Below are 22,307 nucleotides of genomic sequence, written 5' to 3' on the forward strand. Positions count from 1 at the left end.
CCATGAAAATCGCATTTATCGGTCTGGGCAACATGGGCGCACCGATGGCGCGCAACCTGATCAAGGCCGGGCATTCGCTGAACCTGGTGGACCTGAACAAAACCGTGCTGGCGGAACTCGAGCAACTGGGCGGCACCATCCGTGCCTCGGCTCGCGAAGCTGCTGCAGATGCTGAATTGGTGATCACCATGCTGCCTGCCGCCGTGCATGTGCGCAGCGTCTGGCTCGGTGAGGACGGCGTGCTGGCCGGGATCGGCAAAGGCGTGCCGGCCGTGGATTGCAGCACCATCGATCCGCAGACGGCGCGCGATGTGGCGGCGGCGGCCGCCAAGCAAGGCGTGGCGATGGCTGATGCACCGGTATCCGGCGGCACCGGCGGCGCCACGGCCGGGACGCTGACCTTCATGGTCGGCGCCACCCCGGAACTGTTCGCCACCCTGCAACCGGTGCTGGCGCAGATGGGCCGCAACATCGTGCATTGCGGTGAGGTCGGCACCGGCCAGATCGCCAAAATCTGCAACAACCTGTTGCTCGCCATTTCCATGGTCGGCGTCAGCGAGGCGATGGCGCTGGGCGATGCGCTGGGCATCGACACCACGGTGCTTGCCGGGATCATCAACAGCTCGACCGGGCGTTGCTGGAGCTCGGAAATGTACAACCCGTGGCCGGGCATCGTCGAAACCGCGCCGGCCTCGCGTGGTTACACAGGTGGCTTTGGCGCGGAGCTGATGCTCAAGGATCTGGGGCTGGCTACCGAAGCGGCGCGTCAGGCCCATCAGCCGGTGGTGCTGGGCGCGGTGGCGCAGCAGTTGTATCAGGCGATGAGTCAGCGTGGGGAAGGTGGCAAGGATTTCTCGGCGATCATCAACAGCTATCGTAAACCGCAGTAATCGTCGTCAGACCTGCGCTCGTCGCAGGTCTGCAATTCAGATGCAGTAGGTGTTGCCGGGAAATCACATCGGGTGGTTTCCCGGCTTTTTTGTATCAGGCGAACACGAAATATTTACGCACGGTCTCGACCACTTCCCAGGTGCCCTTCATGCCCGGTTCGACGACGAAGATGTCGCCGGCGCGCAGGTGAATCGGCTCCATGCCGTCCGGGGTGATCACGCAGTAGCCTTCCTGGAAATGGCAGTACTCCCACTTCACGTAATCCACTCGCCATTTGCCCGGCGTGCAGATCCAGGTGCCCATGATCTTGCTGCCGTCTTCGCTGGTGTAGGCGTTGAGGTTGACGGTGTGGGGATCGCCCTCGAGCTTCTCCCATTTGCAGGCGTCGAGTACTGGCAGCGGGTGTGTGTCGCGCAGAACGGTGATAGGTGCAGGCATGACGGCTCCAGGCCAAAGGCAGTTTGAGTCGCCACCGTAACGTGGGTGAACACCGTCGGAATGTCTGGGTTCGACCTCCATATGCCTGTTAGCGCTGAACGGGAAGAGCCCCGTAAAACCGGGGATCTTCACCAATGCTGTGCAAATATGACGGTTTTAATACAATCGCGTACCGTAAAAGTTCAATCAATTTTTAGACTAAAACGAGATAACCATTCGGACACCTATTGCAAAACAAAATCGTCTGTACTATAACATTCGTACTAAAGGACAATCTCACCCTGATGGAGCTACACAAGAGTCACGGACAGACTTGAATCGGCTTTTTTTCACATGAAACTGACTTGGCCTTTGGCTCAAGCGTGAACCTCTACCTGTTGTTAATGAATAACGGCAATTGAGTGAACCAGTCAGTTAATAAGTTGCGCAGACGCAATGTTGTGCGTGCTTTGAATGGAAGCCATAAATAAACAGTTGATTATTATTTGTGCATCGGCGGAATTATATCTGCGGGATACGCACGCCTTTCGGATTCTTATGTGCCCGGCATCAATGGAATGAGGCTTTATTGTGGACGACATAAATGTAGTTGAAGTTTCGACGACGGTGAATAACGAGAGTAAGTTGGGCCGGCATGTCTGGATTCGTGCCGGCAGTCGCCTGCAGAACGTTCAGGTCGCCGATGATTGTTTCATCGGGTTCAAGTGTGATCTGCAATTCGCCTCCCTTGGCGCCTCCAGCATGCTGGCCACGGGCGCAAGCTGCCTGGGAACGGCGCAATCACCGGTACGCATTGCCGAGAACGTCTGGCTGGGCGCCAAGGCCACTGTAGTGGCTGGCGTTTCCATCGGCGCGGGAGCGGTGGTGGCCGCTGGGGCACTGGTGACTGCGGATGTACCCGCCGATGCCATTGTGGTCGGTCGCCCGGCGCGGGTCATTGCCCGGCGCACGGTGGTCGAGGACGGCCTGCCGAGCCCGGCGCCCGTGCTGGCCAAAGTCCGTGACCGTGCTTGCCGGGGCTTGCCGTCGATGCTCGATCGGTCCACGCAATCGGTGCCGCGACTCAAGGCAATGAACCCCGACACCTCGACCTGGGACATCAGCGACGAAACCTTGATTGATGCCGAGTTGAGCGGTGGTGCTTCGGTGGAAATCGCCCGTGACTGCATTCTGATCGGGCGCAGCTCCCGCCAGGGGGGGATGTCGCAACTGGGCGGCATTGCACTGGGGACAGGCGTGCGACTGGCTGCCGGTGTGGTCATCGAAGCCGCTGGCGGTGTGACCATCGGCGCCTTCAGCGAGCTGGCCGAAGGCGTCACGATTGTCGCTTCTACTCATGATCATTCGTTCCGCTCACTGCCTTGGGAGGAGGCACCTGTGCGCATTGGAAGTCGTTGCGTTATTGGCGAGGGCGCCATCTTGGTAGGTCCACTGAATATTGGTGACGGTGCAGTTATAAAACCGTATTCGGTGGTGATAAGGGATGTATTGGAAAACACTGTGGTTCATGGCGTTGTTCAACTAATGGAGATTCAAGAATGATTTTATTTGCCCCTAATCCGACCGGTTCCGGCCATAACATGCGCGTGCTGTCCATCGCTCAGGCGATCAAGAAGCAACGCCCGGATATGCCTCTGACGGTTGCACTGGCTTCTTTACAGCCGACGTTTACTCCTTTATTCGAAAAGTCTGGCATCGAAGTCGTGGATATTGCCGGACGACTGGTCGACTATTCGAAAAAGAGCAACTTGTCGAAACAGCTTGATTGGGCTACTTACATCGGCAGTTATATTGCGACTACCTTCCTGTCCGGTGAGCGGATCCTGTCTTACCTGGCGTTGATCGCCGAACACAAGCCGAGTGTGCTGGTGTCGGACTACAACATGGCTGCCTGCCTGGCAGCGATCTTCACAGGCACACCGTTGGTGTTCGTGACCGAACGCTATGACTTCACGCTTTGCCAACTGCAGGATCACGACCTGGCTGAAGGCGGCTTCGAGGTGAATGCTCTGGAGATGTCCCGGGCACGGACGGCGCTGCACAGTCAGTTCAGCTGGATGATCAGTCAGGCACAGCTGGTGCTGACCGACAAACCGTTCATTGCCGCTCTTGACCAAGGCACACCGGTCGCCGAAGCGCTGGCCAGTGGCAAGGCACATTTTGTCGGTCCGATGATCCGGGACATCACGGTGCAGAGCGGATTGAACGTGCGTGAGCAACTCAACCTGGGTGACGCGCCGTTCATTGTCGCCTCCATCAGCGGCACGACCATGTTTGCGGAGAACAAGGACGCATTGCTTGCCGCGTATCTGGACAGTTTCAAGATCCTGCGCGAACGCAATCCGGATCTGAAAATGGTGCTGCTGGGCCGCAAGGATATCGAGGAGCAGGACGGTGTGGTTTGTGTGCCGTACTACCCGGACTGGATGGGCCTGCTGCGCGAAGCCAGCCTGCTGATTTCGGCGCCGGGCTGGATCACCGTGACCGAAATTGCGGCAATGAATATTCCGACTCTGTTCCTGTTGTCGTCGAAGTCTGAATACCACGAACTGGAAGCTTTGCGACGTCTGGAATTGCTGGGTTTCCCGACGCATATCGGATACGACCGTGACCGAATCGTCGAGCTGATTCAGGGCGAACTGCAGAAAGATACCCGGTCATCGACTTACTACGCACCTCATCAGCAAGTGGCCGCACCGGACGGCGAGGGTGCCGCTCGCGCCGCGACGCGCATCATCGATTTGTGCCACGGCCGTGTTGTATCGCTGACCGAAAGCAAAGCTGCTTAACCTCAAGGAAGAGGGATTCACCATGCCGCTGCATCCGCAGTTTGTATTTGATAAAGGCCTCAAGGACATTGAGTACGGCGGTTTTTTTGCTGTGACCGATACCAGTGGCGAGGTTGCGATTTCCAGTGACAAGCAGTTGCAGGATCAGGTTGCCGCGACGCTCTACCAGGCCGAGCACGGCGACGATGTCGACCTGCGTTTTGCCCATGACGGGCTGATGCGTTTGCATGATGCGTCGAATGGCGGTTTCCACGAACTGGCCGACCGCTACTGGACGCCACACGGCTCCGGGCGCTGCCGCACGCTGGCGCTGCAACTGGACGCGCTGGCGGCATTGATTGCCTATCAGCGTCGAGTGCCGCAGGACGCGGCGAACAATGCCGCGATCCACGGGCTGCTGGAAAAGGTCGAAGCGCTCTACGCCCGTTCCACGGTCGCCGGCCTGTACAGCAGCGACTGGTCGACGCCGCTGGAGCTGGCGACCTCGATCGAGCTCGATATCAGCGCCACGGCGTTGCTGGCACGCATCGGTAACGAGCCGTTGGGTCTGGGGCTGGTCGGGCACTTGCAGATTCACGCAGAAAATCTGATCGGCCGTGTGGCTGGCAGCGACAGCGCATCCTGTGTCGATGTGGCGCTGACCCGTTGCGCCGTGCGCGCTCAGGTCAGCCTGGTGCTGGCGCGTCTGGCCGATGTGCGGGACGACAATGCGCTGTCGAACCTGGCTCGTTCATTCCTGCTGCAAACCCTGGCGCTGTTCCGCGATCCGGCCTATGGCGGGTACTGGGACCGGGTCGGGATCAACGGCAAAGTACGTTGCGACTGGCACACTTCGTACAAGCATCACGAGTCGCCATTCCCGATCAAGACGGCCTACGACGTGGCGTTGCTGTTGCAGGCGATTCAGGCCTTGCCGTCCGGTGCGAGCGACGCTGACCGCGCTTCGGTGACTGCCGCTTTGCTGGAGTTTCATGACGCCCGCAATGGTGGGTTGTTCATGGGCAAGGGCTACTTCTGGTCGACGCCGGATGACCCGACCGTGCCGTTCATTCGACAGTTCTGGGCGCCGCCGCGTCAGCCGGGGATTTTCAGCATCGGCAACCTGACGTACCTGCCGCTGCACCTGAAAAGCCTGAAAACCCAGCTCGCCGCGGCCCACGCCTTGCAGTCCATCGAACCGGCCGCTGCCGTTGCTCATCATGACGACGCGGCGTTGGTCAGCCGTGAGTTGCAAGTGATCGATGGCGGTGGCGACGTCCAGCGCATTCACCCGAATGGCGTGCCGACCATCAATGTCGATCTGCAGCGTTATCTCGCCTGGCTGGCCAAGGCCCGGGCGTCGAATCAGACGCCTTACGGACTGACCGCCGAAACCACGCCGCTGGGCTTCCGTGCCGACAAGACCTGGCAGGTGTTTTCCGGATTGCACGTGATTTCGGACTTGCATGCCCTGGGGTTGCAAATCGAAAACAAGGCCAGCCTGATCGACTGCATCAGGGCTTCGCAAAACACCGACGGTGGATTTGCCGAGCAGCCCGGGCACTTGAGCGATGTGTTCGCCACCTACTGCGCGGTGTTGTCGCTGCGGGTGCTGGGCGCGTTGCCGAACGATATCGGCGCTTGTGTGCGTTACCTGCAAGCGTGCCAGAACCCCGACGGCGGTTTCGGTGATGTGCCGGGTTTCGGCTCGGACATTTGGCACACCAACCTGGCGGTGCTGTCGCTGCATGCCCTTGAAGCCAAGGCGCCGGACGAGCAGGGCGTGATGGCGTTCGCCTTGCGCTGCCGCTCGGCCGACGGTGGTTTCGCCAACAAGCCCGGCTATCCGCCGGATGCCTTCTCGGTGTACCGCGTGGTGTCGACGCTGTTCATTCTCAACCGACGCATCGTCGATGCCGAGCAGACCGTCGCGTGGCTGCAAAAGCTGCAACTGGCCAACGGCTCGTTCCACTACCGGCCGGGCAAAGCGGTCAGCCTGGTGGGCACTTACATGGCCATCGCGGCGATGTATCTGCTCGACGCGCAGCCGACGTATCTGCAGGAGTCGAAAGACTGGATCGCTGCCCATCAGAAGCAGGACGGTGGTTTCGGCCCGCTCAATGCGACCTCGGCGACTACCGACGAAAGCTTCGTCTGCATTCAGACGCTGCTGATTCTCGAACAGGGGCTGTCGCAATACTGGGTCGCGTTGTTGAACTGACCCGCACACAGCATCGAAGGACGTTCAATCATCATTTTGCCAGGGGAGGCGCTGATGAAAATTTTAGTGACAGGGGGCGCGGGCTTCATTGGCTCGGCCGTGGTGCGGTTTCTGATCGAAGAGACCGAATGCGAAGTGATCAACGTCGACAAACTGACCTACGCCGGCAATCTCGAGTCGCTGGCCGAAGTGTCCGACTCGCCGCGTTACCGGTTCTGTCAGGTCGACATCTGCGACAAGCCGGCGCTGGACGAACTGTTCACACGCCTGCAACCGGATGCGGTGATGCACCTGGCCGCCGAGTCCCACGTGGACCGTTCGATCGATGGCCCGCAAGCCTTTATCGAAACCAACATCGTCGGCACCTACACGATGCTCGAAGCGGCGCGCGGTTACTGGAACCGGCTGGACGCGGCGCGTCAGTCGGCGTTCCGTTTCCATCACATTTCCACCGACGAAGTGTACGGCGATCTGGAACCCGAAGATCCGGCGTTCACCGAGCGCACGCCGTATGCGCCAAGTTCGCCGTATTCGGCGACCAAGGCCGGCTCCGATCATCTGGTTCGCGCCTGGCATCGCACCTTCGGCCTGCCGGTGGTGATGAGCAATTGCTCGAACAATTACGGGCCTTATCACTTCCCGGAAAAGCTGATTCCCCACGTCATTCTCAATGCGCTGCAAGGCAAGCCGTTGCCGGTGTACGGCGACGGCGCGCAGATCCGCGACTGGCTGTTCGTCGAGGATCACGCCCGCGCACTGTATGCGGTGGTCACGCGCGGTGAGGTCGGGCAGACCTACAACATCGGCGGCCACAACGAGAAGACCAACCTGGAAGTGGTGCACACCCTGTGCGATCTGCTCGAAGCACGCGGTGCAGAAAAGCCGGCAGGTGTCGCGCACTTCCGCGACCTGATCACCTTCGTCAAGGATCGTCCGGGCCACGACAAACGCTACGCCGTCGATGCCGGAAAAATCCACGCGACGCTGGGGTGGACGCCAGAGGAAACCTTCGAAAGCGGCATGAAGAAAACCGTCGACTGGTACCTCGACAACCGCGCCTGGTGGTTGCGGGTGATGTCCGGCGCCTACGCGCTGGAGCGCCTCGGCGAGCAACGCGACGAAGCCCTCGTGGCCTGAACATTCAGTCATTCAAATCTCACTGCTTGAAAGGAAAAAAGCATGGCCAAGTACAAAGGAATTCTGCTGGCAGGCGGCGCCGGTTCGCGTCTGCACCCGATCACCCTGGGCGTCTCGAAACAGTCGCTGCCGGTGTATGACAAACCGATGATCTACTACCCGCTGTCGGTGCTGATGCTGGCGGAAATCCGCGAGATCCTGATCATCTCCACCCCGGAAGATCTGCCGGGTTTCCAGCGCATGCTCGGCGACGGCAGCCAGTTGGGCCTGAGCTTGAGCTACGCGGTGCAGCCAAGCCCGGACGGCCTCGCCCAGGCGTTCATCATAGGTCGCGAATTTGTCGGTGAAGACAATGTGTGTCTGGTGCTCGGCGACAACATTTTCTACGGCGCCGGTTTCGGTGAAACCCTGGTGCAGGCCGCGTCTCGTGACGAGGGGGCCACGGTGTTCGGTTACTACGTGGCCGATCCCGAGCGCTTTGGTGTGGTGGAGTTCGATGCCGCCGGCAAGGCTCTGAGCATCTGTGAAAAACCGAGTGATCCGAAGTCGAACTACGCCGTCACCGGCCTGTATTTCTACGACAACGAAGTGCTGCAGATTGCCGCCGACATCAAGCCGTCGCCGCGCGGCGAGCTGGAGATTACCGACGTCAACAACGTCTACCTGCAACGCGGCAAGTTGAATGTATCGGTGATGGGCCGTGGTATGGCCTGGCTGGACACCGGCACCCACGATGCCTTGATGGAAGCCGGCAACTTCGTGCAGGCCATCGAGAAACGCCAGGGCCTGAAAATCGCCTGCCTCGAAGAGATCGCCTACAACAAGGGCTGGATCGACGATGCGCAGTTGCTGGTGCACGCGGGCAGCATGAGCAAGACCGGTTATGGTCAGTATCTGGCGCGGCTGATCAACGATGATGTGGTGGTTGCGATGGATACGCAGCGCCCGCTGAAGGACGTTGCCTGACTAAATGTGGGAGCGAGCCTGCTCGCGATGAGGGCTTAACATTCACTGAAGGTGTTGAATGTATGTCCGCAATCGCGAGCAGGCTCGCTCCCACAGGGTCAGTGGCCGGTCACGCTGTCGAGTTGGGCAGCTTTGACCGTGGCGCTCGGTTCGGCCGAGAGGGTTTGCAACCGGGCCAGGCGATTGGCGTGAGTCGGCGCTTCGGCCGCCAGCGGCGAGCGGCGTTTGCGGGTTTCTTCACGCAGCACCGGCAAGACTTCCTTGCCGAACATGTCGAGTTGTTCCAGTACGGTCTTGAGCGGAATACCGCCGTGGTCGAACAGGAACAACTGGCGCTGATAGTCGCCGAAGTGCTCGCGGAAGGTCAGGGTCTTGTCGATGATTTCCTGAGGGCTGCCGACCGCCAGCGGGGTCATCTCCATGAACTCTTCCAGGGACGGGCCGTGGCCATATACCGGGGCGTTATCGAAGTAAGGGCGGAACTCCCGGCGCGCATCCTGGGAGTTGCGGCGCATGAAGATGTGCCCGCCAAGGCCGACGATCGCCTGCTCCGGCGTACCATGGCCGTAATGGGCAAAACGCGTGCGGTAGAACTCCACCAGCGCCATGAAATGCTCCCGTGGCCAGAGGATGTGGCTGGCGAAAAAACCGTCGCCGTAATAAGCCGCCTGCTCGGCGATTTCCGGGGTACGGATCGAGCCGTGCCAGACGAAGGGCGGCAGGTCGTCCAGCGGTCGCGGGATCGAGGTGAAGTGGTTCAGCGGTGTACGAAAGCGTCCGCTCCAGTTGATGTCTTCCTCGCGCCAGAGCCGGTGCAGCAGGCGATAGTTTTCCATCGCCAGCGGCAGGGCGTCGGCGATGCTCTTGCCGAACCAGGGATAGACCGGCGCGGTGTTGCCACGGCCGAGCATCAGGTCCATGCGTCCGCCGCAGAGGTTTTGCAGCAGTGAATATTCTTCGGCCAGCCGCACCGGATCGTTGGTGCTGATCAGGGTGGTGGACGTCGAAAGAATGATGCGTTGAGTCTTCGCTGCGATGTAGGCCAGCAGGGTGGTGGGAGAGGAGGTGATGAACGGGGGATTGTGGTGCTCGCCGGTGGCGAACACGTCCAGTCCGATGTCTTCGGCCTTCTGCGCAATTTGCAGGGTGGCCTGGATGCGCTCGGATTCACTGGGGGTACGGGCGTTGGTAGGGTCTTGCGTGACGTCGCCAACGGTGTAGATCCCGAATTGCATAAAGCCTCCTTGCCTTGGGTAAAGGTGCGTTTGAAACCCTTGCCGTGAAGAATGAATCATCGCGGCACTTGAAATGTACGCCTGTACACGTACAATCGCAATTCTGCATCATCGTCCAAACGGCTTTGAACACCTCATCGAGAGAGGAACGCGACATGCAACTGGGATTTATCGGTCTGGGCACGATGGGCGCACCGATGGTGCTGAACCTGCTGAAAGCCGGACATCGGGTCCGCGTGTGGAATCGTTCGACAGCACCGCTGCAAGCACTGGCCAAGGCCGGCGCCGAAGCCGTCGAGACACCGGCGCTGGCGGCGCAGGCCGAGGTGCTGATCTCGATGCTCGGCGATGACACGGCGATCCGTTCGGTGTTCTTCGACGCCAAGGCGCTGGACGGTCTGCAGGCCGGCAGCGTTCACATCAACATGTCCACGGTGTCCGTGGCGCTGGCCAGGGAACTGGCGGCCGTGCATGAAGCACGCGGCGTCGATTACGTGTCGGCACCGGTGCTGGGGCGGGTCGATGTGGCGGCTGCCGGCAATCTGAACATTCTCGCCTCCGGGCCTGCCGATGCACTGGCTCGGGTACAACCGCTGTTCGATGTGTTGGGGCGCAAGACCTGGACGCTCGGCGACACGGCTGAAGTGGCCTGCGCCGCCAAGCTGTCGGCCAATCTGATGATCGCCTCGGCGATCGAGTCCATGGCTGAAGCCTCGACCCTGGCCGGCGGTTACGGCGTGAGTCGTGCGTCGTTCATCGACATGATCACTTCGACGCTGTTTCCGGTGCCGGTGTATCAGGGTTACGGCAAGCAGATGGCCGATGACATATTTGAGCCGGCCGGCTTCAAATTGTCGCTGGGTCTCAAGGATGTACGCCTGGCGCTGGAGGCCGGTGAAGCGGCGCAGGTGCCGCTGCCGTTTGCCAGTGTGTTGAAGGACAACCTGCTGGACGGCATGGCTCATGGTCAGGCCGATCAGGACTGGGCGTCACTGTCGAAAGTCAGTGACCGGCGCGCCGGCGTGAAGTAATCAAAAAGATTCAAGTAACGTAACTTGTTCGCAAGTTACGTGGGCCTCTTGCGCCTTGCGTTATTGTCGGACAGTGATTGTTCTTTTATTGGGAAATGAAAGAAGTCTGATAATAGTGCTTGTCAAATGTACGACTGTAGTCGTACATTTTTATCGGGGTTTAACAACAAAACTTTTGTCTGTTTTTTCGTCTGCTGATCGTAAATAAATAATAGCTAGGAGCCGTTATGAAAAATCTAATGCAATGGAACAGCCTTCCCTCCGAATCCAATGAATGGCTCGAGAAGGTGCGTGCACTGAATCCGCTGATTGTTCAGCACCGCGATTACAGCGAGCAGACAAATGCGACTCACAAGGATGTGATGTCCCGATTCTTCAAGGACGGTTTCGGCCGTACGTCGGTGTCCCGAGCGTTCGGCGGCTCCCAGGTCGATATCCAGACCACCTCCGCGCTGGTGCTGGAATTTGCCCGGTACGACGCTTCGCTGTCCTGGCAACTGGCGGTGCAAGTGGCGATGGGGCGCCTGTCCGACTACCTGCCGGAAGCCACTTCCGAAGCGATCTACAACCACTGTGACGGTTTCGTGATCGGCGCCATCCACTCCGGTGGCGAAGCGCTGCCGATGGGCGACGAGTACCTGCTGAGCGGCAAATGGGCGTTCGCCAGCGGCTCGGCCCACGCCGACTGGCTGGTCTGCACCGCTACCGTCAAAGGCACCGAAAACAACACTACACCGGAAGTGCGGATGTTCTTCGTGCCCGCCAGCCAGTGCACCATCCTGCCGACCTGGGACACTCTGGGCATGCGCGGCACCGGCAGCCACCACTTTCAGTGCTCCAACGTCATCGTCCACAAGTCGTATTCGCTGGACGTCGAAACCCTGAAGAAATCCCCCGAAGCACGCAGCTCCCGCGCCTACGCCACCGGTTACTACGAGTTCGGCACCCTGGCGGCGATGTCCACCGTGCTGGGCGTGGCCCGCGCTGCGGTCGATCATTTCCGTAACGATCGCGCCGTGAACACCGATCCGGGTCTGGAAGGGGTGATCTTCGAGAAGACCGGTCGCGCCATCTCCTCAGTCCATACCGCACAGCTGTTGCTGGAAGATGCAATTCACCAGGTGATCAGCCGTGGTGAAACCATCGGCGAACCGGTCAGCGCCCGTGTCGGCCTGGCAGCCTCGGTGCTGACCGAGAACTCGGTCAATGCGGTCAACCAGCTCTACTCGATGGCCGGCTCAAAAGCTGTCTACAAGTCGCACTTCCTGGAACGTTGTTTCCGCGATATTCATACCGGTTCCAAGCACTTCACCCTGTCGCCTTTGAACTTGCACGGTATCGGCAAGTATTACCTGGATAAAACCAACGTACTGGCCGCGGCGTAATAGCGGATAAATAAAACGGGCGCGTTATCAGTGAGTGTTCACAGGGATCAATAACGCGCCCGTTTCAAGTTGCACCTTTATTTTCTTAAATCTCAAACTTTTGTGCTCGCAGTAAAGAGTCAAGGGAGTGCCACATGCTTGCTCGAAATATTGTTAAGTCGCTGGTGTTTATTATTCTGGTCGTGGTGTTGTCCGCCGCCCTGGGCTGGCGCTTCTGGTCGCCGCCACCGGCAGCGGCCGAACAACGGATTCCCAGCACCCGGGTCGGTCTGGCCGTGGTCAAGAAACAACCGTACACCTACTACCTCGAAGCCATCGGCAAACTCGAGGCGCAGCGTCAGGTGCTGGTCTCGGCCGAAGTCAGCGGCAAAGTGGTGGACATCGATTTCGAGTCCGGCGATGAAGTGAAGGCGGGGCAGGTGCTGCTAAAGCTCAACGACGCACCCGAGCAAGGTGAACTGGTGCGCCTGAAAGGCGAGTACGAATCGGCCAAGGCCCAGTTCGCCCGGGTCCAGGAACTGGCCAAGACCGGCGCCGAAAGCCGTCGCGCCTTCGACAGTGCCCGCGCTCAATACGACGCCGCCAAAGGCGACATGGAGCGCATGCAGGCGCAGATCGCTCAGCGGCACATTCGCGCGCCGTTCGCCGGCACCCTCGGCATTCGCCAGGCGCACCTTGGCCAATACCTGCAAGCCGGCAGCGCGGTGGCGACCCTGACAGATCCGGGCGTGCTGCGCGTCAACTTCACCCTCGCCGAGCGCGATGGCTCGCAAGTGCAACTGGGCCAGACTGTGCAGGCCAAGGTCGATGCCTGGGGGGATGTGACCTTCGCCGGCAAAATCGTCGCGGTCGATCCGCAGATCAACCAGTCCCACACCATCAATGTGCAAGCGGTCATCACCGACACGCAGAAACGCCTGCGTCCCGGCATGTATGCACGGGTCTCGGTGACCCTGCCGCAGACCGCCGAGCTGCTGATTCCGGAAACCGCGATCACTTACAACGCCTACGGCGAGAGCGTGTTCTCGGTCTACACCGACGAGGCCGGCGTGCAGAAGGTCAAGCGTGAAAGCATCAAGGTCGGCGAGCGCCGCAATGGTTGGGCGGTGGTCGACAAGGGCTTGAGCGAAGGTGTGCAAGTGGTGACGTCCGGTCAGCTCAAGCTCCACGACGGCGTGGCGGTGGAAGGCGTGCCGGACACGATTGCTCTTAAACTCAGTGGGCTGGAAAAATGAATTTCACCGACCTCTTTCTTCGCCGCCCGGTGCTGGCCGTGGTGGTCAGCACGCTGATCCTGTTGTTCGGGGTGCGTGCGCTGATGAACTTGCCGATCCGCCAGTACCCGATGCTGGAGACGTCGACCATCACGGTCACGACCCAGTACCCCGGCGCCTCTTCGGAACTGATGCAAGGCTTCGTCACCCAACCGATCAGCCAGGCCGTGGCTTCGGTCGAGGGCATCGACTATCTGTCGTCGGCCTCGACCCAGGGCCGCAGCCAGGTGACGATCCGCATGGCACTCAACAGTGACTCCATCGCGGCGCTGACCGAGGTCATGGCCAAGGTCAACCAGATCAAATACCGCCTGCCGAAGGACGCTTACGACCCGGTGGTGGAGCGCACTTCCGGCGGCTTCACCAGTGTGGCCTACGTCGCGTTCGCCAGCTCCAACCTGACCATTCCGGAGATGTCGGATTACATCTCCCGCGTCGTCGAGCCGATGTTTGCCGGCATTGAAGGCGTGGCCAAGATCAACATCATGGGCGAGCAGAAACTGTCCATGCGCCTGTGGCTCGACCCGCAGCGTCTGGCCGGCTACGGCATGACCGGGCAGGACGTGTCGGCGGCCATCGAAGGCAACAACTTCCAGGCGGCTCCCGGTCAGGTCAAAGGCCTGTACGTGGTCAGCAACCTGCGGGTCAACACTGACCTGAACAGCGTCGAAGACTTCCGTGACATGGTGCTGCGCAACGACAACGGCCACATCATCCGTGTGCGTGACCTTGGCACTGTAGAACTGAACGCGGCTTCCACCGACACCAGCGGCGCGATGAGCGACGTACCGGCGCTGTTCCTCGGTCTGGACGCGGCACCGACCGGCAACCCGCTGGTGATCGTGAAGCGCGTGCGCGAATTGCTGCCGCAGATCCAGGAAACCCTGCCACCGGGCGTGACCGTGCAGATCCCGTTCGAAGTGGCGCACTTCATTCAGTCGTCGATCGACGAGGTGAGCTACACCCTGCTCGAAGCGCTGGTGATCGTGGTGCTGGTGATTTACCTGTGCCTGGGCACGTTCCGCACCGTGCTGATTCCGCTGGTGACCATTCCGCTGTCGATGCTCGGCGCGGCGATGCTGATGCAGATGTTCGGCTTCAGCCTCAACCTGCTGACTCTGCTCGCCATGGTGCTCGCCATCGGGTTGGTGGTGGACGATGCCATTGTCGTGGTGGAAAACGTCCATCGTCACATCGAAGAGGGCAAGACACCGTTCGACGCTGCACTGATCGGCGCCCGTGAAGTAGCCGGGCCGGTGGTGGCGATGACCTTTACCCTGGCGGCGGTGTACGCGCCGATCGGTCTGATGGGCGGCCTCACCGGCACGCTGTTCAAGGAGTTCGCACTGACCCTGGCCGGTGCCGTGGTGATTTCCGGCATCGTCGCCCTGACCCTGTCGCCGATCATGAGTACTCGTCTGCTGGACGCGAAAACCAGCGAAGGCTTCATGGCCGTCAAGGCCGATCGTTTCTTCCAGTACCTGTCCCGTCGTTATGGCGCATTGCTCGGCGGTTCGCTGGCACGGCGCTGGATCAGCCTGAGCGTGGCGCTGGTGATTTTCTTCAGCCTGCCTTTCCTCTATCGCTCGGCGCAGACCGAACTGGCGCCGCTGGAAGACCAGAACATCCTGCTGACCGCCATCAAGGCGCCGCAGCACGCCAACCTGAATTACCTCGAAGCCTACGCCCACGAACTGTACAAGACCTTCAACGAAATCCCCGAGGGTTACAGCAACTGGGTGGCGAACGGTTCCGACGGTCTGTCCAACAGCGTCGGCGGGATCAACCTGGTGGACTGGGAAAAACGCGGCCGCGACGCCAACACCATCCAGCCTGACTTGCAGGCGCGGGTGAATCAGATCGAAGGCACGAGCATTTTCGTGTTCCAGATGCCGCCCCTGCCCGGTTCCACCGGTGGTCTGCCGGTGCAGATGGTGATCCGCAGCGATCAGGAATACCTGGCGCTGTACAACGTGATGGATCAGCTCAAGCAGGCTGCGCAGGCCAGTGGCCTGTTCGCGGTGGTCGACAGCGATCTGGACTTCAACAACCCGGTGGTGGAAATCCAGGTTGACCGGGCCAAGGCCAACGCCCTGGGCATCCGCATGCAGGACATCGGCGAGACGCTCAACAGCCTGATCGGCGAGAAGTACGTCAACCGGTTCTCGTTCCACGGTCGTTCCTATGACGTGATCCCGCAGTCGGTGTCGGCGGATCGCCTGACCCCGGAAACCCTGAAGCTGTATTACGTGAAGGACCAGAAGGGCAACCCGGTGCCGTTGTCGACGCTGGCCACCCTCAGCGTCAAGGTCGAGCCGAATCGCCTGACCCAGTTCAACCAGCAGAACTCCGCCACGTTCCAGGCCATTCCGGCGCCGGGCGTGACCTTGGGTGATGCGGTGGGCTTCCTGCAGATGCAATCGGAAAACTTCCCGGCCGGCTTCAGTTTCGACTGGCAGTCCGATGCCCGCCAATACGTGCAGGAAGGCAACAGCTTGGCGTTCACCTTCGGCCTGGCCCTGGTGATCATTTATCTGGTGCTGAGCGTGCAGTACGAGAGCTTCCGCGACCCGTTCATCATTCTGATCAGCGTGCCGCTGTCGATATGCGGGGCCCTGGTGCCGCTGGCGCTGGGCATGACGTCGATGAACATCTACACCCAGATCGGCCTGATCACGCTGATCGGTCTGATCAGTAAGCACGGGATCCTGATGGTCGCGTTCGCCAACGAGTTGCAGCGTCAGCAAGGCATGGACCGCGTGCAAGCCATTCAGCATGCCGCGCAGGTACGTCTGCGGCCGATCCTGATGACCACCGCTGCCATGGTGGTCGGCCTCGCGCCGCTATTGTTCGCCAGCGGCGCCGGCGCCAACAGCCGCTTCGGCCTGGGCCTGGTGATTGTGGTGGGGATGCTGATCGGCACCTTGTTCACCCTGTTCATTCTGCCGTCGGTGTACACGCTGCTCAGTTCGATCAAGCAACCGAGCCACGCACCCGAAGCCGAGCCGGCCGGTGTGCCGCAACCCATCCTGTGAGGACGTGACATGTATTCGATTACACGTTTGATGCTGGCGCCGCTGGCGGCGTCCATCCTGTTGGCGGCCGGTTGTGTGAACTACGCCGGGATCGATCATCAGGGCAAATTGCTGGCGGTCGGCGATGCGCCGTCCGACAGCCTGAAAGACAAGTTGCCAGCGGCCCAGTGGCCGCGTGCAGACTGGTGGACGTCATTGGGCGATCCGCGTCTGGGCGCGTTGATCGAAGAGGCGTATGCCAGCAATCCGGACTTGCAGGAAGTCGCTGCCCGGGTCGCAAAGGCCAACGCATTTCTTGATCTGCGCGATGCCGAGCGCTACCCGGAAATGGATGCATCGGCAGGTGTCACCCGTGGCCGACTGTCGCGCTTCGAGGACTACAGCGGCGAGGGCCACAAATACTTCACCGCGCGTAATCTGGCCGTGAATTTCAGCTACACCTTCGACCTCTGGGGCGGCCAGCGCGCCGCCTGGGAGTCGGCGCTCAACAGCGCACGAGCCGCGGAGGTCGACCTGCAATCGTCGCGGCTGATTCTGGCGGTCAACGTGGCCAAGGCCTACAACCAGCTGGCGTATGCCTGGCAGGTGTCGGAGCTCAATCAGCGCGATCTCGAACGCTTGAGCAAACTGGTGGACCTGACGGATTCACGATACGGCTCGGGGCTCGACAACCTGTCGCAACTCAAGCAGGTGCAGAGCCTCAAGGCGCGTTCGGAATCGACGCTGATCGGCGCCAACGAAGACATCGAAATCGCCCGGCTGCAATTGTCGGCGCTGATCGGCAAGGGCGTCGATCGTGCACACACGCTCGAGCGGCCATCGAATCTGCAGGCCAGCGTCGTGGCATTGCCGGCGCAGTTGCCGGCCCAGTTGCTCGGCCGTCGTCCGGACATCGTCGCCGCACGTTGGCGCGTAGAGGCCGAGACTAAAAACGTCGAGGCGGTGAAGACCACGTTCTACCCGAACATCAATCTGGTGGCGGCGGCGGGCTCTCATGCACTGACGGGGGATGCGATGTTCGCCGGGGTCAGCAAGTTCTGGAACGTGGCGCCGACGGTGTCGCTGCCGATCTTCGATGCGGGTCGTCTGCGCTCCGATTTGAAGGCCGGCAATGCTGAACTCGACAGTTCGATTGCACAGTACAACCGGGTGTTGAATTCGGCACTGCACGAGGTGGCGATTTCGGTGACGCAGTTGCGTTCTTTCGAGCAGCAGATTCTCGTGCAGCGCGATGCCTGTGCGATTGCCCAGTCGTCTTACGATCTGTCGCAGTCGCGCTACAAGGCCGGGGAAGACACGTTCCTCGATGCGCTGAACATCGAGCAACAATTGATTCAGGACGAAATGCGCCTGGCCTTCCTCAGCAGCAAGCACATCGACAGCTCGGTTTCGTTGATGGCAGCGCTGGGCGGCGGGTTCCAGGCGCCCTCGCTGGAGACGGCACAGAGCAGTGCTCTGTAGTGTTTTTCGGGACGCCGCCTTCGGGGCGGCTGTCGCGGGGAAAAGGCATCTTGTGTATAGTCTTACTGTTCTCGTATAGACGAATACAAGACGGATTTTTCCCGCCTATATCATCAAGGGTACCTACCTATGAACGTCCCGAATCACCCCAATCAGGATCAGATCCTTCTGGAAAATGTGCTGAACGCATTGGGAAGCCCGCTACGCCTGACTGTGTTGAAAGTGTTGTCCGATGGCCAGGAACATCCATGCGGCCGGATCCTCAAGGGCGCATCGAAGTCGACCATGACTCACCACTGGCGGGTCCTGCGCGACAGCGGTCTGATCTGGCAGCGTCCGTATGGTCGGGAAAACCTGTTGTCCCTGCGTCGCGAAGACATGGACGTGCGTTTCCCTGGCCTGCTCGATTCGCTGCTCTCGGCGGTCAAGACCGATGAACAGACCATCAGTGTGATCAGCAAGCACGAAGTCACAGAAGAAAACGCAAGCGAGTGACCGTGGCGAACCGCCTGTGAAAGGTTGGCGCTCCATGGCATTCCATCAATTCACAATCACCAGGAAGGTGTGGGCGGTATGGATACAAGTCATTACTGGTCGTCGCGACCCCTGTCGGAACTGACCGGCTCCGAGCATCACTGGCTGTTTTTGCCCGGGGCACTGACCCCGCGTCTGAAAGCCATGGGCGACTATTCAATCGAAGTGGTCGAGCAGTCCCATGGCCCGCTCAATCCTGAAGAAGCGCAAGCGCTGAACGTGCCGCCGATGACCATTGGCTGGGTGCGCGAGGTGGTGATGAAACTGGATGGCGAGGCCTGCGTCACTGCGCGCAGCTTGACCAGCGTGCCGGCGCTGAGCGGCGACTGGGCGGATCTGAACGGCTACGGTCGTCGACCGCTGGCCGAGATTCTCTACACGTCGGACCAGACCCTGCGCGAACCCTTCCAGTGCGCCTTGCTGCCCCCCGGCGCACCATTGGCGGCGCTGTCCCATCGCTACGCGCCGCAGGCCAAGCGTCTGTTGGCCCGGCGTTCGCGCTTCACCCGCAATGGCTCGGCGCTGCTGGTCAGTGAGTGCTTCCTGCCGGCGTTCTGGGCCCGGGTCGAGTACGCTCAGGCGCTCAAATCGGCCTGATGCAATGAAACCTGCTGGAGCAATCTCCCGCAGGTTTTTTTCGCCGTTTGTTCAGAGCCGGATCACCGCTTCGATCTGCCTGATCGCCGGTGTCAGGGCCTGCGCCAGTTCCTCGGCTTTCGAGGTCGGGCGCATGGTTCTGGATGAGCGCAGAAACAGAGGATCATCGAACCGCTTGCGCAGCCGTGCCAGCGATCCGCTGATGGCGGGTTGTTTGACGTGCAGGCGCTCGGCCGTGCGTGACACGCTGCGTTCGCGAAACAGCACCAGGAAAATGATGATCAGGTTCAGGTCGATATCCGCGAAGTTGTCTTCATTGAATAGCATGGTTACATCCCTGTCATGACCCGCCGGCCGGCTTCAGCCGAAGCCGGCGGGTGTCTGGATCACTGCTCGGGTGCCAGGCGCAGTTCGTCGTTCAGACGGTAGTAACTGCGGTTGAAGTAGACCAGGCCTTCCGTGGCCTCGCTGTGTTGCTGCAGTTCGAGAATTTCACAGTAGAAGATGCTGTGGGTGCCGACCTCGTCGACCTTGCTGACCCGGCAATCGAGGCTGACCAGTGCCTCTTCGATCACCGGTGAACCGGTCTTGAGCGTCTGGCAATTCACGCTGGAAAAACGCTCCTGCATGCTCAACTGCCGATTGGCGAACGCCCCTGATGTCGACTGATGATCGCCGGTCAGGACGTTCACGCACAGCACGCCATTGGTCTTGAAATGCTCGTGATTGGACGACGAGCGATTGACGCACACCAGCAGCGTTGGCGGTGAATCCGTCACGCTGCACACCGCCGACGCGGTAAAGCCGAAACGCCCCGCAGGGCCATCGGTCGTGACGATGGTGACAGCACTCCCCAGCATCGCCATTGCATTACGAAACTCCGTTGAATCAACCATCGCGTCACCTCATTCCATGTAGGTTTAATGGAGCCGATCCGTTCTTCCTTGTCCGTTGTCGTTGGGCGAAAACGGGTATCGGGCAACACGTTCGCTCTGGCGATATAGTACGTATGTATACGTACCTTGCAAGCTATTCCTTGAGCTTATTTTGCGGATGAAAAGATCAATCCCCGGGGAGGGCCAAGGCTTGCAACAAGGCTGTGGCGTAGCTTGGCAACGTGGTGAAATCCCGGGCACACAGCAACAGTTTGCGAACGGCCCAGCCTTCATTCATCGGCAGGGTCTTGAAGCCCCGCGATGCGGACCGCTGAACTGCCGCCAGCGGAACGATGCCAATGCCGGCACCCCGAGCGACCATGCGCATTACGCCATCGAAACCATCGGCGCGGATGCGGATCTGCATTCGCGAGCCGCTGTGTAGTGCCTGTTCCTCCAGATACACCGCCAGCGCGCTGTCGGCGTCGAGGCCGACGAAGTCGTGACGCAAGGCGTCGTTGAAACTGACTTCGGTCGCGTCAGACAGCGGATGGTCCAGAGGCAGAATCAGCACCAATGGGTCGTCGCGAAAGGCTCGGGTCTGCAAGTCGGTGGTGTCGATCGCGTCGGACACAATGCCCAGATCCGCCGCCCCTTGGCGTAATGCATGCGTGATGCGGGCGCTGGGTAACTCCTGCAGATCGATATCGAGATTGGGATGCCCACGCAGAAAATCCGCCAGCACCTCCGGCAGGTATTCGCTGAGTGCCGTGGTGTTGCACAGCAAGCGCACCTGGCCTTTGACGCCGCGCGCGTACTCGGCCAGATCCTGTTGCAGACGTTCGGCCTGTTGCAGCAACACTCGCGCATGTTGCGCCAGGGCTTTGCCGGCCGGCGTCGGCGTGACACCACGACGTCCACGCTCAAGAAACTCGGTGCCCAGCGACGCTTCCATCGCCCGGATCCGCGCACTGGCCGCCGCCAGTGAAAGATGACTGCGTGCGGCGCCGGCGGTGATGTTGCCGCTGTCGAGGATGTGCAGGTACAGGCGCAGGTCGGTGAGGTCGAAGTGCATGGGGCAGCCTCAATATCAGTGGTGTCAGCCCCGACGAAGAGGCCAGTGGCCGCAAAAAATCTACTAGCCTCAGGCAGAGCGAGAGGCAGTCTCAGTGTATGACAGATTTTCAGTTCATCCGCGCAGGCGCACAGTATCGCCATGAACGCACTCGCAGATTTCTATCAAAACCTCGGTCTGGCTCTGTCATTGCTGGTGATTGCGACCTTTGTCGTCGCCGGCATGATCAAGGGCGTGATCGGTCTGGGCCTGCCCACTGTCGCCATGGGGTTGCTCGGTCTGGCTATGGCGCCGTCGCAGGCTGCCGCGTTGTTGATCATTCCGGCGACGCTCACCAACGTCTGGCAACTGGCGTTCGGCGGGCATTTGCAGGGGCTGGTGAAACGCTTGTGGCCGATGTTGCTGGCGATCTTCCTCGGCACGGCCATCGGCACCTTGTGGATCGGCATGGCAGGCGGGCATTGGGTGGTGCGCGGGCTCGGCGCGGCGCTGTTGCTCTATGCGCTGAGCGGATTGTTCCTGCCGACGCTGAGTGTCAGTCGCCGCCATGAACCGTGGCTGGGGCCGATCTGTGGTGTGATCACCGGCGTCATCACGTCGGCCACCGGAGTGTTCGTGATTCCCGCCGTCCCGTACATGCAGGCACTGGGTTTGCGCCGTGATGAACTGGTGCAGGCGCTGGGCCTGTCCTTCACCGTGTCGACCCTGGCGCTGGCCGGTGGATTGCTCTGGCGTGGGTCGCTCGGCGGTGCGGAGTTGAGCGCTTCGTTGCTGGCGCTGATCCCGGCGTTGCTCGGCATGCTGCTCGGCCAGTGGCTGCGCCAGCGTATCAGCGCCGTGCTGTTCAGGCGGGTGTTCTTCATCGGTCTGGGCGCGCTCGGCGCCCATCTGCTGATCAGCGGCTAGCGGACGACGCGCTGAGCATTTCAATCGGGCGGATATCAAAATCCCGTTCCAGATACTCCATGCGCTGGGCCAGGAACTGCTGCATGTGCGGCAGGTTCGAGTGCACGTCCAGATGCGCCTGGGTTTCCCAGATCTCGTAGAAGATAAACAGCGTCGGGTCTTCCTTGTCGCGCAGCATGTGGTACTCGATGCAGCCGGGTTCGGCGCGGCTCGGTTCGACGTAGGCGCGGAAAAACGCTTCGAAAGCCTCGGCTTTTTCCGGGCGGGTCTTGGCGTGCAGGATGAAACCCTGGCGTTCGCTCATCGCAAAAAACTCCATTCAAATTCAGATGGCGGCCAATCCTACGGCAAGAATCAGCATTCGATTCGTGCGTTTTACTCAAATGAATTTTGCGCAACCGGTGCTTATTCCGCGCGAGGCGGATCGCTAATCTGCCGCCATTCAATTTTTCCCCTTCTCCATCCTGCTAGCGCTCTG

20 protein-coding genes are annotated in these 22,307 nt (G+C 60.4%); 14 read left to right on the top strand and 6 right to left on the bottom strand.

From position 1 onward, the window contains the following. Nucleotides 1-2 precede the first annotated feature (2 nt). Nucleotides 3-890 carry a 3-hydroxyisobutyrate dehydrogenase gene (gene mmsB / locus C6Y56_RS03510; protein WP_169428744.1) on the top strand — a complete coding sequence of 296 codons (888 nt, stop codon included), beginning with the start codon at nucleotides 3-5 and terminating at the stop codon, nucleotides 888-890. A 94-nt stretch (nucleotides 891-984) separates the two neighbouring features. Here the strand turns inward: mmsB and C6Y56_RS03515 are convergent, their stop codons facing one another. Then, the gene (locus C6Y56_RS03515) at nucleotides 985-1,329 is read right to left on the bottom strand and encodes a cupin domain-containing protein (RefSeq protein WP_007953863.1); all 345 of its coding nucleotides are present in this window, start codon (nucleotides 1,327-1,329) and stop codon (nucleotides 985-987) included. 624 nt (nucleotides 1,330-1,953) lie between these two features. On the opposite strand from C6Y56_RS03515, the gene C6Y56_RS03520 reads away from it, so the two are divergent. The 5 genes from C6Y56_RS03520 to rfbA are packed head-to-tail and all read left to right on the top strand — an operon-like array spanning nucleotide 1,954 to nucleotide 8,421. Beyond that, nucleotides 1,954-2,871 (top strand): acyltransferase, encoded by a 918-nt coding sequence (locus tag C6Y56_RS03520; RefSeq protein WP_249314368.1) that lies wholly within the window; start codon nucleotides 1,954-1,956, stop codon nucleotides 2,869-2,871. Next, a complete protein-coding gene (locus C6Y56_RS03525) occupies nucleotides 2,868-4,118 on the top strand; it encodes a hypothetical protein (protein WP_169428746.1) in 1,251 nt (416 codons plus the stop codon). Before C6Y56_RS03520 ends, C6Y56_RS03525 begins: the two co-directional genes overlap by 4 nt. A 22-nt stretch (nucleotides 4,119-4,140) precedes the next feature. Beyond that, nucleotides 4,141-6,318: a prenyltransferase/squalene oxidase repeat-containing protein gene (locus C6Y56_RS03530; protein ID WP_169428747.1), complete on the top strand. Its 2,178-nt coding sequence runs from the start codon at nucleotides 4,141-4,143 to the stop codon at nucleotides 6,316-6,318. A gap of 54 nt (nucleotides 6,319-6,372) precedes the next feature. Then, nucleotides 6,373-7,455, top strand: a complete 1,083-nt coding sequence (gene rfbB / locus C6Y56_RS03535; RefSeq protein WP_169428748.1) for a dTDP-glucose 4,6-dehydratase — start codon at nucleotides 6,373-6,375, stop codon at nucleotides 7,453-7,455. Between the two features lie 42 nt (nucleotides 7,456-7,497). Next, a complete protein-coding gene (gene rfbA / locus C6Y56_RS03540) occupies nucleotides 7,498-8,421 on the top strand; it encodes a glucose-1-phosphate thymidylyltransferase RfbA (RefSeq protein WP_169428749.1) in 924 nt (307 codons plus the stop codon). Between the two features lie 98 nt (nucleotides 8,422-8,519). On the opposite strand, the gene C6Y56_RS03545 is transcribed toward rfbA, so the two are convergent. After that, the gene (locus C6Y56_RS03545) at nucleotides 8,520-9,656 is read right to left on the bottom strand and encodes an LLM class flavin-dependent oxidoreductase (protein WP_169428750.1); all 1,137 of its coding nucleotides are present in this window, start codon (nucleotides 9,654-9,656) and stop codon (nucleotides 8,520-8,522) included. A 155-nt stretch (nucleotides 9,657-9,811) separates the two neighbouring features. On the opposite strand from C6Y56_RS03545, the gene C6Y56_RS03550 reads away from it, so the two are divergent. The 7 genes from C6Y56_RS03550 to C6Y56_RS03580 all read left to right on the top strand — a co-directional run bounded on the left by C6Y56_RS03550 (nucleotide 9,812) and on the right by C6Y56_RS03580 (nucleotide 18,973). Continuing rightward, on the top strand, nucleotides 9,812-10,687 hold the full coding sequence (locus tag C6Y56_RS03550) for an NAD(P)-dependent oxidoreductase (protein ID WP_169428751.1): 876 nt from the start codon (nucleotides 9,812-9,814) through the stop codon (nucleotides 10,685-10,687). Nucleotides 10,688-10,914: 227 nt separating this feature from the next. Then, nucleotides 10,915-12,072, top strand: coding sequence for an oxidoreductase (locus C6Y56_RS03555; RefSeq protein ID WP_169428752.1), 1,158 nt, complete (start codon nucleotides 10,915-10,917; stop codon nucleotides 12,070-12,072). A 134-nt stretch (nucleotides 12,073-12,206) separates the two neighbouring features. After that, nucleotides 12,207-13,307, top strand: coding sequence for an efflux RND transporter periplasmic adaptor subunit (locus C6Y56_RS03560; RefSeq protein ID WP_169428753.1), 1,101 nt, complete (start codon nucleotides 12,207-12,209; stop codon nucleotides 13,305-13,307). Then, the gene (locus tag C6Y56_RS03565; protein ID WP_169428754.1) at nucleotides 13,304-16,381 is read left to right on the top strand and encodes a MexW/MexI family multidrug efflux RND transporter permease subunit; all 3,078 of its coding nucleotides are present in this window, start codon (nucleotides 13,304-13,306) and stop codon (nucleotides 16,379-16,381) included. The genes C6Y56_RS03560 and C6Y56_RS03565 overlap by 4 nt, the downstream gene beginning before the upstream one ends. A gap of 9 nt (nucleotides 16,382-16,390) precedes the next feature. Then, nucleotides 16,391-17,842: an efflux transporter outer membrane subunit gene (locus tag C6Y56_RS03570; RefSeq protein WP_169428755.1), complete on the top strand. Its 1,452-nt coding sequence runs from the start codon at nucleotides 16,391-16,393 to the stop codon at nucleotides 17,840-17,842. Nucleotides 17,843-17,971: 129 nt separating this feature from the next. Further along, nucleotides 17,972-18,337 (top strand): ArsR/SmtB family transcription factor, encoded by a 366-nt coding sequence (locus C6Y56_RS03575; RefSeq protein ID WP_169428756.1) that lies wholly within the window; start codon nucleotides 17,972-17,974, stop codon nucleotides 18,335-18,337. A gap of 78 nt (nucleotides 18,338-18,415) precedes the next feature. Beyond that, complete coding sequence (locus tag C6Y56_RS03580; protein WP_169428757.1) at nucleotides 18,416-18,973, top strand: chorismate--pyruvate lyase family protein; 558 nt, start codon at nucleotides 18,416-18,418, stop codon at nucleotides 18,971-18,973. Nucleotides 18,974-19,024: 51 nt separating this feature from the next. Here the strand turns inward: C6Y56_RS03580 and C6Y56_RS03585 are convergent, their stop codons facing one another. From C6Y56_RS03585 to C6Y56_RS03595, 3 genes are all read right to left on the bottom strand, one after another. Continuing rightward, nucleotides 19,025-19,300: a helix-turn-helix domain-containing protein gene (locus tag C6Y56_RS03585; RefSeq protein WP_169428758.1), complete on the bottom strand. Its 276-nt coding sequence runs from the start codon at nucleotides 19,298-19,300 to the stop codon at nucleotides 19,025-19,027. 59 nt (nucleotides 19,301-19,359) lie between these two features. Next, the gene (locus C6Y56_RS03590; protein WP_007953834.1) at nucleotides 19,360-19,869 is read right to left on the bottom strand and encodes a flavin reductase; all 510 of its coding nucleotides are present in this window, start codon (nucleotides 19,867-19,869) and stop codon (nucleotides 19,360-19,362) included. A 166-nt stretch (nucleotides 19,870-20,035) separates the two neighbouring features. Continuing rightward, nucleotides 20,036-20,923: a LysR substrate-binding domain-containing protein gene (locus C6Y56_RS03595; protein WP_169428759.1), complete on the bottom strand. Its 888-nt coding sequence runs from the start codon at nucleotides 20,921-20,923 to the stop codon at nucleotides 20,036-20,038. A 141-nt stretch (nucleotides 20,924-21,064) separates the two neighbouring features. On the opposite strand from C6Y56_RS03595, the gene C6Y56_RS03600 reads away from it, so the two are divergent. After that, nucleotides 21,065-21,829: a sulfite exporter TauE/SafE family protein gene (locus tag C6Y56_RS03600; protein ID WP_169428760.1), complete on the top strand. Its 765-nt coding sequence runs from the start codon at nucleotides 21,065-21,067 to the stop codon at nucleotides 21,827-21,829. On the opposite strand, the gene C6Y56_RS03605 is transcribed toward C6Y56_RS03600, so the two are convergent. Next, entirely contained in the window at nucleotides 21,819-22,133 is a 315-nt protein-coding gene (locus C6Y56_RS03605; RefSeq protein WP_169428761.1) for a putative quinol monooxygenase, read from the bottom strand. The two genes, C6Y56_RS03600 and C6Y56_RS03605, sit on opposite strands and share 11 nt — an antisense overlap. Nucleotides 22,134-22,307 lie beyond the last annotated feature (174 nt).

It is taken from the genome of Pseudomonas fluorescens (assembly GCF_012974785.1).
In the GTDB taxonomy this organism is placed as follows: domain Bacteria; phylum Pseudomonadota; class Gammaproteobacteria; order Pseudomonadales; family Pseudomonadaceae; genus Aquipseudomonas; species Aquipseudomonas fluorescens_BT.

What these genes read in the sequence shown, in the direction of transcription:
- mmsB (WP_169428744.1), top strand. Translation starts at nt 3, where the DNA reads ATGAAAATCGCATTTATCGGTCTGGGCAACATGGGCGCACCGATGGCG.
- C6Y56_RS03515 (WP_007953863.1), bottom strand. Translation starts at nt 1,329, where the DNA reads ATGCCTGCACCTATCACCGTTCTGCGCGACACACACCCGCTGCCAGTA.
- C6Y56_RS03525 (WP_169428746.1), top strand. Translation starts at nt 2,868, where the DNA reads ATGATTTTATTTGCCCCTAATCCGACCGGTTCCGGCCATAACATGCGC.
- C6Y56_RS03530 (WP_169428747.1), top strand. Translation starts at nt 4,141, where the DNA reads ATGCCGCTGCATCCGCAGTTTGTATTTGATAAAGGCCTCAAGGACATT.
- rfbB (WP_169428748.1), top strand. Translation starts at nt 6,373, where the DNA reads ATGAAAATTTTAGTGACAGGGGGCGCGGGCTTCATTGGCTCGGCCGTG.
- rfbA (WP_169428749.1), top strand. Translation starts at nt 7,498, where the DNA reads ATGGCCAAGTACAAAGGAATTCTGCTGGCAGGCGGCGCCGGTTCGCGT.
- C6Y56_RS03545 (WP_169428750.1), bottom strand. Translation starts at nt 9,656, where the DNA reads ATGCAATTCGGGATCTACACCGTTGGCGACGTCACGCAAGACCCTACC.
- C6Y56_RS03550 (WP_169428751.1), top strand. Translation starts at nt 9,812, where the DNA reads ATGCAACTGGGATTTATCGGTCTGGGCACGATGGGCGCACCGATGGTG.
- C6Y56_RS03555 (WP_169428752.1), top strand. Translation starts at nt 10,915, where the DNA reads ATGAAAAATCTAATGCAATGGAACAGCCTTCCCTCCGAATCCAATGAA.
- C6Y56_RS03560 (WP_169428753.1), top strand. Translation starts at nt 12,207, where the DNA reads ATGCTTGCTCGAAATATTGTTAAGTCGCTGGTGTTTATTATTCTGGTC.
- C6Y56_RS03565 (WP_169428754.1), top strand. Translation starts at nt 13,304, where the DNA reads ATGAATTTCACCGACCTCTTTCTTCGCCGCCCGGTGCTGGCCGTGGTG.
- C6Y56_RS03570 (WP_169428755.1), top strand. Translation starts at nt 16,391, where the DNA reads ATGTATTCGATTACACGTTTGATGCTGGCGCCGCTGGCGGCGTCCATC.
- C6Y56_RS03575 (WP_169428756.1), top strand. Translation starts at nt 17,972, where the DNA reads ATGAACGTCCCGAATCACCCCAATCAGGATCAGATCCTTCTGGAAAAT.
- C6Y56_RS03580 (WP_169428757.1), top strand. Translation starts at nt 18,416, where the DNA reads ATGGATACAAGTCATTACTGGTCGTCGCGACCCCTGTCGGAACTGACC.
- C6Y56_RS03585 (WP_169428758.1), bottom strand. Translation starts at nt 19,300, where the DNA reads ATGCTATTCAATGAAGACAACTTCGCGGATATCGACCTGAACCTGATC.
- C6Y56_RS03590 (WP_007953834.1), bottom strand. Translation starts at nt 19,869, where the DNA reads ATGGTTGATTCAACGGAGTTTCGTAATGCAATGGCGATGCTGGGGAGT.
- C6Y56_RS03595 (WP_169428759.1), bottom strand. Translation starts at nt 20,923, where the DNA reads ATGCACTTCGACCTCACCGACCTGCGCCTGTACCTGCACATCCTCGAC.
- C6Y56_RS03600 (WP_169428760.1), top strand. Translation starts at nt 21,065, where the DNA reads ATGAACGCACTCGCAGATTTCTATCAAAACCTCGGTCTGGCTCTGTCA.
- C6Y56_RS03605 (WP_169428761.1), bottom strand. Translation starts at nt 22,133, where the DNA reads ATGAGCGAACGCCAGGGTTTCATCCTGCACGCCAAGACCCGCCCGGAA.